The sequence below is a fragment of the Campylobacter sp. BCW_6460 genome, assembly GCF_001762705.1.
GTDB lineage: Bacteria > Campylobacterota > Campylobacteria > Campylobacterales > Campylobacteraceae > Campylobacter_D > Campylobacter_D jejuni.
Genome location: NZ_MJXI01000004.1, coordinates 1 through 15276 on the forward strand (window position 1 = coordinate 1; position 15276 = coordinate 15276).

The 15276-nt window shown below is 29.6% G+C and carries 18 protein-coding genes and 1 pseudogene; 4 read left to right on the forward strand and 15 right to left on the reverse strand.

The window, feature by feature from the left end:
* Positions 1-63: 63 nt before the first annotated feature.
* The 6 genes and pseudogenes from AJ881_RS02880 to AJ881_RS02905 all read right to left on the reverse strand — a co-directional run bounded on the left by AJ881_RS02880 (position 64) and on the right by AJ881_RS02905 (position 7055).
* Positions 64-802 (reverse strand): annotated as a pseudogene (locus AJ881_RS02880) (ATP-binding protein).
* A complete protein-coding gene (locus tag AJ881_RS02885) occupies positions 795-2021 on the reverse strand; it encodes a hypothetical protein (protein WP_070283037.1) in 1227 nt (408 codons plus the stop codon). Before AJ881_RS02885 ends, AJ881_RS02880 begins: the two are co-directional and overlap by 8 nt.
* Before the next feature lie 450 nt (positions 2022-2471).
* On the reverse strand, positions 2472-3539 hold the full coding sequence (gene tcuB, locus AJ881_RS02890) for a tricarballylate utilization 4Fe-4S protein TcuB (protein ID WP_002870430.1): 1068 nt from the start codon (positions 3537-3539) through the stop codon (positions 2472-2474).
* Complete coding sequence (tcuA, locus tag AJ881_RS02895) at positions 3536-4963, reverse strand: FAD-dependent tricarballylate dehydrogenase TcuA (protein ID WP_284675445.1); 1428 nt, start codon at positions 4961-4963, stop codon at positions 3536-3538. Before tcuA ends, tcuB begins: the two co-directional genes overlap by 4 nt.
* Positions 4938-6230 carry an MFS transporter gene (locus tag AJ881_RS02900; protein WP_070283033.1) on the reverse strand — a complete coding sequence of 431 codons (1293 nt, stop codon included), beginning with the start codon at positions 6228-6230 and terminating at the stop codon, positions 4938-4940. The genes tcuA and AJ881_RS02900 overlap by 26 nt, the downstream gene beginning before the upstream one ends.
* A 243-nt stretch (positions 6231-6473) precedes the next feature.
* On the reverse strand, positions 6474-7055 hold the full coding sequence (locus AJ881_RS02905) for a GntR family transcriptional regulator (protein WP_070243257.1): 582 nt from the start codon (positions 7053-7055) through the stop codon (positions 6474-6476).
* An 88-nt stretch (positions 7056-7143) separates the two neighbouring features.
* Here AJ881_RS02905 and AJ881_RS02910 point away from each other — a divergent pair, with 88 nt between their 5' ends.
* Positions 7144-7728 carry an IMPACT family protein gene (locus AJ881_RS02910; RefSeq protein WP_070240066.1) on the forward strand — a complete coding sequence of 195 codons (585 nt, stop codon included), beginning with the start codon at positions 7144-7146 and terminating at the stop codon, positions 7726-7728.
* A gap of 43 nt (positions 7729-7771) precedes the next feature.
* Here the strand turns inward: AJ881_RS02910 and AJ881_RS02915 are convergent, their stop codons facing one another.
* The 6 genes from AJ881_RS02915 to AJ881_RS02940 form a co-directional block, all read right to left on the reverse strand.
* Complete coding sequence (locus tag AJ881_RS02915) at positions 7772-8155, reverse strand: hypothetical protein (protein ID WP_070240064.1); 384 nt, start codon at positions 8153-8155, stop codon at positions 7772-7774.
* 73 nt (positions 8156-8228) lie between these two features.
* Complete coding sequence (locus AJ881_RS02920) at positions 8229-8564, reverse strand: hypothetical protein (protein ID WP_002859498.1); 336 nt, start codon at positions 8562-8564, stop codon at positions 8229-8231.
* Complete coding sequence (locus AJ881_RS02925) at positions 8554-10131, reverse strand: ABC-F family ATP-binding cassette domain-containing protein (protein ID WP_070240062.1); 1578 nt, start codon at positions 10129-10131, stop codon at positions 8554-8556. The genes AJ881_RS02920 and AJ881_RS02925 overlap by 11 nt, the downstream gene beginning before the upstream one ends.
* A 122-nt stretch (positions 10132-10253) precedes the next feature.
* Entirely contained in the window at positions 10254-10787 is a 534-nt protein-coding gene (locus tag AJ881_RS02930) for a hypothetical protein (RefSeq protein ID WP_002861172.1), read from the reverse strand.
* Positions 10787-11047, reverse strand: coding sequence for a hypothetical protein (locus tag AJ881_RS02935; protein WP_052800315.1), 261 nt, complete (start codon positions 11045-11047; stop codon positions 10787-10789). The genes AJ881_RS02930 and AJ881_RS02935 overlap by 1 nt, the downstream gene beginning before the upstream one ends.
* A gap of 42 nt (positions 11048-11089) precedes the next feature.
* A complete protein-coding gene (locus AJ881_RS02940; protein WP_070240059.1) occupies positions 11090-11521 on the reverse strand; it encodes a hypothetical protein in 432 nt (143 codons plus the stop codon).
* 167 nt (positions 11522-11688) lie between these two features.
* Here AJ881_RS02940 and AJ881_RS02945 point away from each other — a divergent pair, with 167 nt between their 5' ends.
* Together AJ881_RS02945 and AJ881_RS02950 are read left to right on the forward strand one after the other, a co-directional pair.
* Positions 11689-11898, forward strand: a complete 210-nt coding sequence (locus tag AJ881_RS02945; protein WP_002778401.1) for a transcriptional regulator — start codon at positions 11689-11691, stop codon at positions 11896-11898.
* 60 nt (positions 11899-11958) lie between these two features.
* Entirely contained in the window at positions 11959-12915 is a 957-nt protein-coding gene (locus AJ881_RS02950) for a hypothetical protein (protein ID WP_070283031.1), read from the forward strand.
* A gap of 4 nt (positions 12916-12919) precedes the next feature.
* Here AJ881_RS02950 and AJ881_RS02955 read toward each other — a convergent pair whose 3' ends face one another.
* On the reverse strand, positions 12920-13492 hold the full coding sequence (locus AJ881_RS02955) for a YceI family protein (RefSeq protein WP_002868710.1): 573 nt from the start codon (positions 13490-13492) through the stop codon (positions 12920-12922).
* A 74-nt stretch (positions 13493-13566) separates the two neighbouring features.
* Positions 13567-13929, reverse strand: a complete 363-nt coding sequence (locus tag AJ881_RS02960) for an HIT family protein (RefSeq protein WP_002928747.1) — start codon at positions 13927-13929, stop codon at positions 13567-13569.
* Between the two features lie 106 nt (positions 13930-14035).
* On the opposite strand from AJ881_RS02960, the gene AJ881_RS02965 reads away from it, so the two are divergent.
* A complete protein-coding gene (locus AJ881_RS02965) occupies positions 14036-14740 on the forward strand; it encodes a putative metalloprotease CJM1_0395 family protein (RefSeq protein ID WP_070283029.1) in 705 nt (234 codons plus the stop codon).
* A gap of 308 nt (positions 14741-15048) precedes the next feature.
* Here AJ881_RS02965 and AJ881_RS02970 read toward each other — a convergent pair whose 3' ends face one another.
* Positions 15049-15261 carry a hypothetical protein gene (locus tag AJ881_RS02970; RefSeq protein WP_070283027.1) on the reverse strand — a complete coding sequence of 71 codons (213 nt, stop codon included), beginning with the start codon at positions 15259-15261 and terminating at the stop codon, positions 15049-15051.
* Positions 15262-15276: the final 15 nt, after the last annotated feature.

Here is a 15276-nt window from a genome sequence, read left to right on the forward strand (position 1 = left end):
TTAAATAGTATAAATATTTGTGTAAGTATTTATATAAGTATTTGGTGGGTTGAAAAATGGGGGCTATATTTTAGAGCACTCGTAATTTTTATTTTTTATATTAACAAATTGACTTTTAAGTGTTTTAAAATCTGGAATATAAGCATAACCGCTAAGCGTATCTACAACGATACAAAGAGTATGCTTTTTTGATAACAAACGTATAATGCAATCTGAATTATTCTTTGCTAAAGTTTTTTCATATGCATAATTGGCATTTTTTAACGGAGAATACACTCTGCCCATTTCATCAAATACTAATCTAGTAAATCCTGAACAAGATCCTTTGAATTCAACCTTTTCTATTCCGAATCTTTTTGTAAGATTAAATCTTTGTGTAGTTTTTTCATCATCTTTACTAATAACTCCACTTTGACCTGAATTCATTAATTTGTTATGATTGATTACATCAACAGCAATTTCTCTATCTATATTGATTTCAGTTTTACCTAAATTAGCATTTCCATCGCCATTTTTATCCAAGAAAATAGTATATGTTTGATCATAACCTGTGGCAGCTGATTTTATAAAATAAATCTGCCACTTACTTTTAAACCACTCTTTTTTTGCGATAGTCAACTCATCAACTCTTATACTTTCTTGTATCATGGCTAAACTTTGGGTGTATTGAATATCATTAAGAATTTGTATTGCACCTTCTAGTAGATTGTCTTTTTTTTAAGTAAAGACTGCCTAAATTAAAAACTATACCCAAAATGAGAATTATAAACACAAATTCTAACAAATTAAAAGCTTTAATCATAGTTTAAAATCTGATATACTTTTTCATATTTTCCAAGTTTTACCTTAACAATTTTTTTGTCCATATTATGCTTATCGGCTTGTTTTAAAGCTTTTAAATAAAACTTATTGCTATTTTTTATTCCATAGAATCGCAATCTTTTTTGCAAACTTGGGGCTGTTGCAAGCTCTAAAACATCTTGTTTTTTTAATTCTAGCGCCAATTCTTTAGCAAAATGATAATTATTGGCAAAATGACGATTTGGATTGTTTATAAAATAATACAATAATTGATTAGCGACGATTAAAAAGTAACAAAATATTAAAAAAATTATAGAACATTCTATAAAGATTTTATACCTTAATCGAAAAACTGGCAATCTCACTCTATAACTTTGCATTAAAGTTTTTATAAGCAAAGGAGTACAAATAACACAAAAAGGTAAAAAATCATCTAAAAAAAGTTTTTGTCTTAAAGAAAGCAACAAACAAAATACAAATGTTACGCTCATTAAAAACCATAATAAATTTTTATATTTCTGAAAAGTCAAACGATAAATAGTGTAAAAAAAATACACAAAAACCAAAGGAGAAAAACATGCAGCAAAAATTCCTAAAGTATCTAAAAAATAACCTCTTGGGCGACCACCTGTATCAAAACCATAAAAACTGATACTCGCTCCAAACAAAATAAGAGATAAGGTAAATAAAATAGCGTTTCTTTTATAAATCCCAAAAAAGAAAAAAGTTAAAAATAAAATATTAAAAGATTTATCAACAAATAATACTATAATCAATAATATATAAAAAAGCCATTTTTTTTCATATTCGTAAGCACATAATATAGCAAGGGTTAAAAAAATCACCAAAGATGCGGCATTAACCAGTAAAGCACTTGCAACAGTACCCGGCAATAAAACAAATAACAATAAAGAAAAAAAAGCATCGATTTTAGTTTTAGTATATTTTAAAGCTAGTAAATACAAAAGTAAACAACTTAAAAAATGAAAAAATAAAAAAGGAAGCCTTAAACCAAAATCATTTTGCCCAAAAATAAAAGTTCCAAAATGAGATATATAATAAAGCAAACTATGGGAAAAAATAAGCGATTTACCCTGCTCATCAAAATAAATATCAGCTTCATCAGCACTAATACTCAGTGTTGAAATTCCATAAAGCAAAGCCAACAAATCAAGACTAAGTAAAATGATGATAAGTTTATAATTTTTGATTTTTTCCATAATGAAAATTTTACAAAATTAAACTTAAAATATCAACCAAAATAAATATTAAAAAGCAAATCAAATGATAAAAAATAAATACTAATAAATACTGAAAAAATTTTAAACCAGTCAAGGCAAACAAAAATACAATAGAAAAATAAATACGAGTACTTACTATATCTTAAAATAGGATAAGAAAAATAAAGCAATACTAACTACCAAAAAATACTATTTATCTTGTAAATAAGCAAATCTCCATCTGTTTAACTCATATCTTGAAGTAATTCTCCATATCTTAATCTTGATTCTTTGTGCTAACTTTTTTATATACACGAACACTTTCGCTTAAATTTCTTTATCTTATCAAAGACAATCATAAATTTATCAATAAAAGATTTTGGTTTTATAAAAAAATAATTTTGTTTTTAAAATAATTTAAATAATGCCTTAAACACAGGCATTATTATATCATATTTCTTCCTCGCTATTATATTTTAAAAGTGCGACAAAGCGATAAAACATATGCACAAATTTAGAATAAGGCATCATAATAAAAAAAGCCAAAACACAACTTAAATGAAACCAAAGTATATAAGGCAAAAAAGAACTTTGCTTTAAAAGCATGAGTAAAAGCCCTGTAAAACTTACTAAAAAAAGCATGAAAATAAAAACATAATCCATGTCCATACTTTGACTATCTACTATGTTTTTATCCGCTACGCTTTTTAAAACAAAAAGTCCCAAAGTTCCTATGCAAAGCATAATCCCTCCTAAGCTTCCAAAAATTTTAGGAAGTTGGGTAAAATCATAAGGGGCTACTAAATTTAAAAAATGATGATAAAAAGCCCCTAAAGAAGTCGCTATAAAACAAAATAAAAAACCATAAGCGGTAAAATGATGAAATATTTTTCTTATATTAGAACGCTTTTCATTAGGATAAGTACAACCCTCATTTTTATGTCCGCCTAGATATTTAAGGCTTAAAGCATCTTTTAAACTTTTTATGAAAACAGTAAAATTGAGATTTTTTATTTCTATAGCATGATAGAATTTTGCCACACTGCCCACAAGGGCTAAAAGCACCAAAAGTGAAACCGTAACAAAAATACTCACCATATAATCATAAGAAACAATAGCAAAAAAATTCCCTTTAACATCTTCACCCTCATAAGCACTCGCGCTCCAAAATCCAAAAAATAAACAAAGGATTAAAACTATACTGGTTAAAACCGCATTTTTCCTAAAAGCTAAGCCTAAAAAATTAGGAAAAGCGTATTTTTCATAACTGTATTGCCTAAGAGCTGCAAATTGTTTAGGAATCAAAACATTAAATTCATGTGGCTGGGCGTATTGACAATCATAAAAACATTCAGAACATTGGTGGCATAAATTAGCCAAATAATCCATATCCTTTAAAGAAAATTCACGCTTTTTTTCCATAGCTGGAAACACCGCACAAAGCCCCTCACAATAACGACAAGAATTGCATATAATGCAAGATTTTCGTGCTTCTTCATAAATTTTTGTAATTTTCATTTCATATCCTTTACTAACTCAAGTGCATTTTCTCCAGCCAAACGCCCAAAAACGCTTCCTATACTCATACCAAAACCTGCAACATAGCCTTGGGTTAAAATATTTCCTGCCATGATTTCACCAGCTGCAAATATATTTTTAAAAAGTTCTCCATTTTCTTGATATACCCTTGCATTTTTATCCACCTTCACACCCATGTAGGTAAAAGTCACACCTGGACGCAAAGGATAGCAATAAAAAGGTGGAGTATCTATTTTCAAAGCCCAATGTGTTTTTTCTATCTTTAAACCTTGAGTGTGACAATTATCCTGTATAGTGTGATCAAATTCTCCTTCTACAACACTTTGATTGTATTCATCTAAAGTCATCTTTAAAGCCTTTGGATCTAAGTTCATTTTAGAGGCTAATTCTTCAATAGAATTGGCCACTATGGGTTCAAAAAGTGAAGGCATGTAGCATTTTTGCACCTTAGAATCAGTGATAGAATAAGCGATTTGATCCTCTTCATTTGCCACCAAACGCCCCCAAATTGCATAACGCTTTGGCCAAAAATCCTCACCCTCATCATAAAATCTTTGTGCCTTTTTATTTACCACTATACCCAAAGACACACAATCCACCCTTGAAGCTATGCCTCCATCATATTTTGGAGTCCTTGCATCAATAGCAACCATATGCCCTTGAGTGGGATCGCCTATAATTTGTGCGTGATTTTTCTCTAAAGCCTTTAGCATCTTACCTTGATTAAAACGAGTTCCACGGATGATAAAATTTTTAGCCCTTTGTCCCCAAGCTTCTTCAAGCCATTCCAAATTTGACTCAAATCCCCCGCTTGCAACGATCACAGCCTTGGTTTTAATTTTCACTTCTTGATTTTGTTTTTTATCCAAAACCAAAATTTCCTTACAGCATCCATTTTCTACCATCAAATCCAAAGCTTCAAATTCATAAAAAATTTCAACCTCTAAATTTTTTGCCGCATTAAAATAAGCATTGACTAAAGATTTTCCACCCCCTAAGAAAAAAGCATTTGTGCGTCCTAAGTGCAAAGTTCCTCGCATGGAAGGTTGAAAACGCACTCCATATTTTTTAGCAAACTCTACCGCCTTTGGAGTACGAGAAATGACAAAACGAGCGTATTCTTCATTAGTTTGCCCCTTAGTCACCTTAAAAACATCTTCAAAAAACTCATCCTCGCTATAACTTTGAGTCAAGACATCCGTAGGCTCATCGTGCATAGAACGCAAATTTCTAGTGTGTTGAGAATTTCCTCCTCTCCATTCTTTTGGAGAACTTTCTAAAAGTGCTATTTTTATATTTTCTTTTTTACTAGCTGCTGCTATAGCTGCACAAAGAGCTGCATTGCCCCCGCCTATAACCACTATATCAATTTCCATTTCATTCTCCTTTTTGTTGTCTTTCATAAATTCCACCTTTTTTAAAAATAATCAAAGAAGCCACAAAAGAACAAATGGCTGCAAAGGTAAGCCAAAATGCAGGAGAGGCAGGATTGCTAGTTTTTTCTATCAAATAAGTCGAAACAGCAGGGGTAAATCCTCCAAAAATTGCCACCGCTATAGAATAAGAAAAAGAAAAACCCAAAGCTTTTACATTTTTAGGCATGATTTCTGATAAAGAAACCACCATAGCCCCATTATAAGCACCAAAAATAAAACTAAACCATAATTCCACTAAAACCAAATTGGCAAAAGAAATATTATTTGTTAAAAAATTTAACATAGGATAAGCACTGACAACACCTAAAAAAGTCATGGTTAATAAAATAGGCTTTCTTCCTATTTTATCTCCAAGAAAGCCAGAAAATGGCAACCAAAAAGTATTGCTAAGTCCTATAATAGCAGTAATCATAAAGCTTTCTAATTTACTAAAATGCAAAACTTTATTGGCAAAAGTTGGAGTGTAAGAAGTGATAAAATAAAAAGTTACTGTTGTCATCATTACAAACATGATTCCAAAAATCACTATAGGTATATTTTCTCTAATGCTTTTGAAAATAGCTCCAAAGGTTTTTGGGGCTTGGTGAATTTTAGCCTTAAATTCAGGTGTTTCATCCAAAGTTCTTCTTATGTAAAAAATATAAGGTACAACCAAACATCCAACGATAAAAGGGATTCTCCAGCCCCAAGCTTGCATAATAACATCACCTATAAGATAATGCAAAAGTATACCCAAAGCACCCGCAAATATGGTAGCAATTTGCTGAGATCCACTTTGCCAAGAAACATAAAAACCGCGTAAGTTTTTTGGTGCAATTTCTGCTAAATAAATACTTGCTCCACCTATTTCAGCTCCAGCACTAAAACCTTGCAAAAGCCTTCCAATTACCACAATAATAGGAGCTAAAATGCCTATACTTTCATAGCCAGGACAACAGGCTATGGTTAAACTTCCAAAAGCCATAATGCCTAAAGTTACAACAAGACCTTTCTTTCTACCATGCTTATCCATATAAGATCCAAGAACTATAGCTCCGATAGGACGCATTAAAAAGCCAACTCCAAAGGCCATAAAACTTTGCATCAAAGAAATAAATTCATTTTGAGCAGGAAAAAACACTTTAGCAATAAATCCAGCATAAAAACCATAAACCGCAAAATCATACATTTCTAAAAAATTACCGCTAGCAACGCTAAAAATGGTTTTAGCATCACCCTTACACCTTCTTGCCATATAACCTCCTTTTTTATTTTCATTATAAACTAGTTTTAGGAATTTTTTAGTCCTAAAATATTTTTTGTATTCAAAAGTATTTTTTAAATTACAAAACTACACATAAAGTTGAAATAAAAAATTAATATTTTTTATTTGGATTGCAAGTGTCAATATCTATGTATTTTTAATTAAGTAGATTTAAAAATTAAGAATAGTAAATTATTTTTTAAGTATATTATCTAAACGAATTTTACAAGCTTGTTAAATATGAAATTTTGCTAATCTTTCTGCCTCTAAAGCATTTCTCTCTTTAATAGCATTAACAACAGCTAAATGCTCCTCGTAAGCTTCTTTAGGACGTTTTTCCTTGGCTAAAGTACCATCACCAAGAAGCAATAAAGAACGATCCAAATTTTCCATAATTTTAAAAAGATAATGATTTCCTGAGCAACGATACAAAGTCTGATGAAATAAAATATTACTAGCCCTAAGTTCATTAAGCTCTTTAATATTTTTTTGAACTTTTAAAATATTGACCAAAATTTCAATTTCGGTCATAGAAGCGTGTAATGTCGCAAGTTTAGCAACTTCACCCTCTAATAATTCCCTGATCTCATAAAGCTTCGTAATAGAAATCAAATCAAGTCCTGCAACAATAAGTCCATTTTTACCATCTTGCACCAAAATTCCACCATTTTGCAACAATCCCAAAGCTTCTCTTATAGAAGTTCTGCTAAGTCCTGATTGCTCTACCAAATCTTGTTCTTTAACTCTATCATTAGGTTTTAATTTTCCATCTTTAATAGATTTGAAAATAAAATCATAAATTCTATCACTCGAAATTTTTTGATTTTTTTTAGCATATTATAACCCCTAAGACTCAAATTGATTTTAGTTTTTATAAGTATAATTTTAAACAAAAAAGGCAAAAATGCAAACTATTGATCAAATTTTTCAAACACAAATCGATATTAAAAAATCTACTTTCTTATCTTTTCTTTGCCCTTTTAAAGATTTTAAATTTTTAATAGAAACACTAAAAAAAGAGCATCCAAAAGCTGTTCATTTTGTCTATGCTTATCGTGTTTTAAATGATTTTAATCAAATTGTAGAAGATAAAAGTGATGATGGAGAGCCTAAAGGAACTTCTGGAATGCCAACTTTAAATGTTCTAAGGGGGTATGATCTTATCAATGCGGCTTTAATCACTGTAAGATATTTTGGCGGTATAAAACTTGGTACAGGGGGACTTGTAAGAGCTTATAGCGATGTGGCAAATGCCGTGATCAATAATTCTTCTTTACTTTCATTCGAATTGAAAAAAAATACAACCATTGCTATTGATTTAAAAAATTTAAATCGTTTTGAACATTTTTTAAAAACTTATTCTTTTAATTTCACAAAAGATTTTAAGGATTGCAAAGCTATATTACATATCAAATTAAATGAAAAAGAGGAGCAAGAATTTGAAATTTTTTGTAAAAATTTTGCACCTTTTGAAATAGAGAAATTATAAATTCTTGCAAGTAAATATAAAAGCTCCAAAATGGAGCTTTTGATTAAATTGCGCTCAATAAATCATTTAACAAAGTATTATTCTTACTTTGTTCATTTGCACCTTGTTGTGTAAGATCATTATGAACGCTAGCACTTTGAGCTCTCATAGACAACTCGCCTTCATTTTGTCTAAAACGATAAGCGTAAACATTTGACATTTGAGCATAATTACTTAAATTTGAATTTGAGTTTTGCGCATTGCTTTGAAAACTACTGCTAGAATTTAAAGCATCTCCGCTTGACTTCTCATCCGCCTTATTTAACATATCCATAAAATCAGAATCTCCAGATGAAGAATAATCTTCAATCTGTTTATCCACCTGTTTATACTGACCACTAATAGCATCGTATTCATACGAGCTAATCGTTCTATAATTTACCTGCATAGTTTTCTCCTTTCAAAATATGCAAAAACTATACAAGCAAAAAGCGTTCCTTTTTATGTAAGATCAATGTTTTTTAATCATGATGAGTAGGCAAATGCTCCACATCAAGCTCATTGTTGGCTATAAATTCCTCCTTGGCTTTTTTACAGTTTTCATCACGCATTTTGCGGTATTCATTGCGAATGGTGATTTCTTTATCGCTTAGAGGTCTATCTTCTAAAAAACTGATATGAAAATAAGTATCATCGCTCTTTGAATAAGTTTTATAAAAATCTATATAGTCAAAATAATCCTTGCCATTATCAAACTCTACCACTTCTTCTATATAAATCGTAGGCCCAAAACCCTTGTGATTTTGTGTATAATGCCCAAAACCTGCGCTGTATTGAATTCTAAATTTAGCCATCATTTTCTCCTAAAAATTCTTGATAAGTTCCACGAAAATCTGTAAGCTTACCATTTTCTAAATGCCAAATTCTATTAGCAAAAGCAGAAACTAACTCCCTATCGTGACTGATACAAAGCACTACACCCTTGAAATTATACAAAGCTTCGCCTAATGCAATAATACTTTCAAGATCTAAATGGTTATCAGGTTCGTCTAAAAGCAAGAAATTTGGACGCTCTAGCATCAAACGAGAAAGCATTAAACGATGTTTTTCGCCCCCACTTAAACTTGCTGCCATTTTTTCTTGATCGCTGCCACTAAAAAGCATTCTACCTAAACACTTGCGGATTTCATCTAGATCTTTAAATTTTTCACTCATAAGCCATTCGTAAAGTTTCAAATTTTCACAAATTAAATTACTTGTATCTTGAGGAAAATATCCAAGCTCTATAGTTGCCCCAAGATGTATAGATCCACTATCTGGATTTATAGCATGGGCGATGATTTTTGCCAAAGTACTTTTGCCCACACCATTTGCCCCAATCAAAGCGATTTTATCATTTTTTTCTATTTTTAGCTCCAAATTTGAAAACAATTGTTTATCATAAGCCTTGCCTATACCTTTAAATTCTAAAACTTCATTACCTATTTCACGATTGGTTCTAAAAACTATGCTAGGATCTCTACGGCTTGAAATTTTAATCTCTTCAAGCTCTAGTTTTTCAAGTGCCTTAGCACGGCTTGTGGCTTGTTTTGCCTTAGAAGCATTTGCGCTAAAACGGCGAATGAAATTTTCTAATTCTTCTCTTTCTTTTAAGGTTTTATCACGTTTAAGCTCAGCTTGTTTTGCCAAAAGCGTTGAAGCCATATACCAATCATCATAATTTCCCGCAAAATCACGAATTTGTTTAAAATCCACATCCAAAATTCTTGTGCAAATTTTATTTAAAAAATGCCTATCATGAGAGATGACAACCAAAGTCCCTTCATGTCTTAAAAGTTCATTTTCAAGCCAAGAAATCGCCTCTAAATCAAGGTTATTTGTAGGCTCATCTAAAAAAAGCACATCCGCACCCAAAAATAAAACTTGAGCTAGTAAGACTTTAAATTTATCCGCACTTTGTAAGGTGCTCATTAAAGCATCAAAATCTTTAATCTTTAAAGAACTTAAAATTTTTTCACAACGTGTTTCACAATCATAATTTGGATCTTCTTCGGCCGTTATTATCTCAAGCTCACCTAAGCGTTCATTGATCTCATCGGTAAATTCCTCGCTCATATAAAGCTTTTCTTTTTCTTTTAAGGCCTCATATAAACGCTTATTTGCACACATCACTGCATCTTTGATGGTGTAGTTTTCAAAAGCAAATTGATCCTGTCCTAAAACTGCGATTTTCAAGCCTTCATCAAATACTATTTCACCACTACTTGACTCAATTTCTCCTGAAAGAATTTTTAAAAAAGTCGATTTTCCCGCACCATTAGCACCGATAAGTCCATATCTTTGTCCTCTAACAAGCTTTAAATTCACATTTTCAAATAAAAGCTGATTTGCAAAACGCATAGTAAGATTTTTTACTTCAACCATGATTTTCCTTAAATTTTTTACTTATAAAAATTTTTAAGAAATTGTATCAAAAAAAGACTTGAAATTAATTGAGTACAAATTTTATATAGACAATGAAAATAAAATTTCATTGTCAAAATAAATTAATAATCCAAAAGTTCTACAAAAACTTGCTTTTTATCATCGCTAAATCTAGCACTATAAGAAATTTGAGTTTCATATTCCCCTCCATCAAATAAAATTCCTTTTAAAGCACCTCTTGAATATTTTTCTCGCATTTCATTAGGCATTTGTGGATAAGTAAATTTTAAACTAGCCATACAAAAACTAGTTTTTTTATCCTTGCTATCTTTGGTTATAAAACTTTCAAAAGAAGTATAAACCACTTCATTAGCATAATCTTTCAAATCAAGTAAAGGTTTAAAATGCGCCCTTAAAACTCCAAGCGTATCAGTAGATAATGCAGCCTCTAAATCCCTCATATCCATACCATTGGAATTTATCCTTAACGCCCTTAAGGATTGTTCATTTAAACCATACTCAACATAAACCCATTCATCATCATCTAAAATACTTTTTAGCGTAAGCTTAACATCTTCATCATCGCATTTTGGCTTATTATTAAAACATCCTGCAAATAAAAAGACCAACATCAAGCTTAATAAAATATTTTTCATTATTTCTCCATTATTATTTTAATAAATTCTATGATTTCATCATTTTTAGCACCATCTTCCCCTAAAAGACTTTTTAATAAATCTAAGTTAAGCTGTGGAGGAAATATAAGATAAGAATTTACTGGAAAACCATTTGATTTTAAGCCTATGCAAAATTTTTCATCTTTATTTGTGTATGCTTTTCCTGCAACAATTTTATAAGTATCTTTCTCATAAAGTAAAGTAGGCTCTACTTCAAAAGGTGTATATTTTTCACTCATTTTCATCTCCATTCTTTCATTAGTTTTAAAATAAAATAATCATCACTGTATGATATTTGCAATTTTTTCATAATTTTGTTTGCGAAGTTTTTTACCTACTAAAAACATATCTACAATCCACCAAATAGTCCAATTGACTATCCAATTCATAAGCACTAATATATATGCTATGTTCTGCAAAGATTCACTTGCAACAATATTAAAAATTATTGGAATAATCACAAATGCTAAACGCACAAAACCTAAAACCATATCACCTATCATAAAACGCCCTACTCCAAAAGGGCCAAATAAAAAAGTTCCTACCCAAAACACCAAAGCAGGGCTTTTTAGTTTAAGCATAGGAAGTTGATTTAACACATCTTTTTTTCTTTCTTCGCTTAAGCGTTCAAATTTTTCTTTTAGCGTAATTGCTGCTAAACCATCTCTTGGTAACTTATCACCAATATTAGAAAGAACTGAATTAAAATCCATACATTTCTCCTTGAAAATTAAAAAATATCTCGAATTATTCCACACTATCACTTAATTAATATTGAAATATTAAATATATTTTATATAAAAAATTGAATATTTCAAGTGTTTTTAATAAAGAAATTTTAATGTAAAATCTTTTAAAGGCTAAATTTTTAAGGTAAAAAATGACAAAAAAGAGCAAGCGTGATATGGCATATGAACTAGACATTGATGTTAGCACTTTATATAATTGGAGAAAATATAAACCCAATTTATATCGTATTGTTATGCTTGGCTTTAAATTTGATGAACTTTTAGAAAATAGCAAAAAAACTCATGAAGAATTACTTCATATAGAACAAACCATACAAGATGAAATTGCTAAATTTAAATAAAACCCGCTTTTAAGCTTTTTTCTATACAATTATCACTTTTATTAAAATCAAGGATTTGAAATGTTTTTATTAGATTTTTTAATATCATTGAGCTTTATTTTTGAAATTTCAGCACTTGTGCTATCCTTTTACTTTAAAAATTCAAAAATTTTCTTTTTGACTTTAGTATTATTAGGAGCTAAGTTACCTTATTTTTATACAAGTTTTTTTCAAGCTAATTTATTTGTGGCTTTATTTTTACCTATGATTTTTACTCTATTTTGCCTTGGAAAACATCATGTTTTAATTTTAAATAAAAAAAATATTGCTTCAATTATAACCCTTATTTTTATAGGCGTTTTAAGCATCATTTTACCTAGAAATACTACTTTTAATAGCGCTGGTTTAGAATTTCATTTTATTGCATTAGATTTTTTTAAACCTGTAAGTGAATTAGGGTTTTTATTTTTTTTAGTCGGATTAATGCTTGTTTTTATCAAAACCTTTAAAACTAAAGAATATTATCTTATTATCGCATTTTTTGCTGCATATTTTCAGTTTTTATTTCAAGAAGGAGCAGGAATAAGATATTTTGAATTTGCAAGCTTGGTTTTTTGTTTTTATCTTTTAAATTACGCTTATAGGTTAGCTTTTTTTGAAACCTTAACAAAGCTACCCAATGAAAAAAGCCTTACACGCTTTACAAAAGGAAAAAACAACTATATCATTGCCTTGCTTCATTTTAATGAACTAAAAGATACCAAAGAAAGCTATGCCAAACTCATATTAAAACAAATTGCAAAAATTTTAAAACGCTTTAGAGCAAAAATTTTCATCGTAGACAATGATTTTATTTTAATTTTTAATGATAAAAATCAAGCTTTAAATCATCTTGCTTTTTTAGAATCCACCTTGAAAAACACGGAATTTAATTTAGAAAATGAAAATTTTAAACCAGATTTTAAATTGATTTGGCAAGAAAGTGAAGAAAATTTGGATAAAAATTTACAAAGTCTAAGAGCAAGACTCTTAGACTAAAAAATTATTTTTCGTTTGCTTCAACTTCGATGTTTAAATTAATATCATCACTTAAAGTAATAGTTGAAGTACTTGTTGCAAATTTAAAATCAGAGCGTTTGATTTTTCCATTTAAAGAAAATCCTATTTTTTCTTTTCCATCTTTGCCTTTAGCTACACCACCGATTTCAGCATCTAAAACGATGTCCTTAGAAACTCCAGCTATAGTTAAAGTTCCTGTCATTTTGCCTTTTTCATTATCGATTTTTTCATATTTTTTCATTGTAAAAGTCATATCAGGATATTTTTTTGCTTTGAAAAAATCATCTTGCTGTAAGTGATTATCTCTTGTTTGATTTTCTGTATTTACAGATGCGATTTTTATAGTTGCATCAAGCTTTTTAAACTCAGCACTCGCAGGATCAAAATCAATCACCGCAGAATAATCTTTGAAATTTCCTTTTACATTGCTAATTTGTAAATGTTTGATTTTAAAACCTACATCTGTATGTGCTTTATCTAAAGTATATTCTTTAGCAAACAAACCTGTGCTTAACAAAGACACCGCAACCAATGAACTTAATAAAACTTTTTTCATTTTTTTCCTTTTTTTATAGTAATTTTCAATATAAAAATTTTATTAGATAAAACATAATAAATCATTAATAAAAATTAAAAAATTTTACTATTTAAAAATTTTACAAATTCTTCAAATTTAGGCAAATCAAGCTTTATTACTTCTCTTTGCTGTTTTCCCCACATACACTCTGGAAAAAACGCATCTTCTTTAAATCTTGCCATAACATGAAAATGCACCCTTGGCACATAATTTGCAAAAGAGGCGATATTGATTTTTTCAGGTTTGTAAAATTCTATCATAGCCTTTTCACAAAGTAAAATTTTTTCAAAAAGTTCCTTTTGCAACTCTAAAGGACAATCGCTAAATTCTTTATAAATTTCTTTAGTAAAAATTTTAAGCCAAGGCACTTGAGCCTCCTCTTTCTCTATATAAATCAAATCATTTTCATAAATCATTACATTCCTTTGAAATTGTATTTATGATTATTTTACAAAATTTATCAAATTTTTAAGTCAAAATGCGTTAAAATTCCTAAAATTTAAAAAACAAAAAGGAGGATAAATGCAAATTAGTTCAAGTTATAACTCTTATGATTACTACTCTAGCAAACCTTCTTTTGATAAAACAAATCAATCTGATTCCACTCAAAAAGATGAAAAAAATCTTAGCGAAAATAAAGATGATAAAGAAAAAAATGGTGAACAAACCCAAATGGTTAATGGCGTAGAGCTAAGCCAAAAAGAAGTAGCTCAAGTTCGCGAACTCCAAAGTATCGATAGAAATGTAAAGGCTCATGAAGCTGCACATCAAGCAGCGGGCGGCGGCTTAGCAGGTGCTGCAAGTTTTACTTATACAAGAGGCCCTGATAATCAAATGTATGCTACAGCGGGTGAAGTTCCTATCAGCATGCAAAAAGGAAACACACCAGAAGAAACTATAGCCAATGCAAGACAAATCGTAGCAGCAGCTATGGCTCCTGCTGATCCTAGCCCACAAGACTATAAAGTTGCAGCAAATGCTACAAAAATGGAATTTGAAGCAAGAGCTGAAGCAATGAAGCTTAAAGCCGAAGAAGCCAAAGAAAAAGAAGAAGAAAATAAAGAAAAAGATGACAAAAATTCAGAAAATAGCTTAGAAAAAACAGATAAAGATTCAAAAAACAACGATAAAAATTCAAATTTTGATAAAGACTTTAAAAATTTTGTCGCTAGAACTTATCAACAAAACTCACAAAATAACGACATTAAATTCAATATCGCATCTTAAAATTCTTAATTTAAATAAAAAATTTACTCCAATCTTCCTTATAAATAAAGCTTTGTTTTAAAATTAAACAGATATATCTAAAAAAATTTATCTTTTTTATTATCTGCTTTATCCACATTTGTAGTATTACTTTGTTTCTCTTCTTTTTTGGCTTCTAATTTTTTTGTATATTCTTGCTATTCCATAAGCTTTAAAGTATCATATATTTGATGAACTTCCTTGGGTATACATTTATGGAAAACGATGACTTGAATTCATGTAAAATATTTAACATTTTTTATCCTTTTTATAATTAAATTTTTGCATTTTCAAGCCTTTATATCTATACCTTGCTTATTCAGTATTTCTAAGATTTCTAAAACATCCATTCCATTTTCTTGTTGAACTTTTAAAAATTGTTGCCAAAAATTTGTTTTTACTTCATCTTTGTAAGTTTCGCTTTTACTTTCTGCTTGTATAGGTTTAAAAGTTTTTGTTTCTTGTTCTTTTTGGTTGTTATATTGTTCTTGTGCAGTTTGCATTTCTTGCTCAATATC

What these genes read in the sequence shown, in the direction of transcription:
- AJ881_RS02885 (WP_070283037.1), bottom strand. Translation starts at nt 2,021, where the DNA reads ATGGAAAAAATCAAAAATTATAAACTTATCATCATTTTACTTAGTCTT.
- tcuB (WP_002870430.1), bottom strand. Translation starts at nt 3,539, where the DNA reads ATGAAAATTACAAAAATTTATGAAGAAGCACGAAAATCTTGCATTATA.
- tcuA (WP_284675445.1), bottom strand. Translation starts at nt 4,963, where the DNA reads ATGAAAGACAACAAAAAGGAGAATGAAATGGAAATTGATATAGTGGTT.
- AJ881_RS02900 (WP_070283033.1), bottom strand. Translation starts at nt 6,230, where the DNA reads ATGGCAAGAAGGTGTAAGGGTGATGCTAAAACCATTTTTAGCGTTGCT.
- AJ881_RS02910 (WP_070240066.1), top strand. Translation starts at nt 7,144, where the DNA reads ATGCAAACTATTGATCAAATTTTTCAAACACAAATCGATATTAAAAAA.
- AJ881_RS02915 (WP_070240064.1), bottom strand. Translation starts at nt 8,155, where the DNA reads ATGCAGGTAAATTATAGAACGATTAGCTCGTATGAATACGATGCTATT.
- AJ881_RS02920 (WP_002859498.1), bottom strand. Translation starts at nt 8,564, where the DNA reads ATGATGGCTAAATTTAGAATTCAATACAGCGCAGGTTTTGGGCATTAT.
- AJ881_RS02925 (WP_070240062.1), bottom strand. Translation starts at nt 10,131, where the DNA reads ATGGTTGAAGTAAAAAATCTTACTATGCGTTTTGCAAATCAGCTTTTA.
- AJ881_RS02930 (WP_002861172.1), bottom strand. Translation starts at nt 10,787, where the DNA reads ATGAAAAATATTTTATTAAGCTTGATGTTGGTCTTTTTATTTGCAGGA.
- AJ881_RS02935 (WP_052800315.1), bottom strand. Translation starts at nt 11,047, where the DNA reads ATGAGTGAAAAATATACACCTTTTGAAGTAGAGCCTACTTTACTTTAT.
- AJ881_RS02940 (WP_070240059.1), bottom strand. Translation starts at nt 11,521, where the DNA reads ATGGATTTTAATTCAGTTCTTTCTAATATTGGTGATAAGTTACCAAGA.
- AJ881_RS02945 (WP_002778401.1), top strand. Translation starts at nt 11,689, where the DNA reads ATGACAAAAAAGAGCAAGCGTGATATGGCATATGAACTAGACATTGAT.
- AJ881_RS02950 (WP_070283031.1), top strand. Translation starts at nt 11,959, where the DNA reads ATGTTTTTATTAGATTTTTTAATATCATTGAGCTTTATTTTTGAAATT.
- AJ881_RS02955 (WP_002868710.1), bottom strand. Translation starts at nt 13,492, where the DNA reads ATGAAAAAAGTTTTATTAAGTTCATTGGTTGCGGTGTCTTTGTTAAGC.
- AJ881_RS02960 (WP_002928747.1), bottom strand. Translation starts at nt 13,929, where the DNA reads ATGATTTATGAAAATGATTTGATTTATATAGAGAAAGAGGAGGCTCAA.
- AJ881_RS02965 (WP_070283029.1), top strand. Translation starts at nt 14,036, where the DNA reads ATGCAAATTAGTTCAAGTTATAACTCTTATGATTACTACTCTAGCAAA.
- AJ881_RS02970 (WP_070283027.1), bottom strand. Translation starts at nt 15,261, where the DNA reads ATGCAAACTGCACAAGAACAATATAACAACCAAAAAGAACAAGAAACA.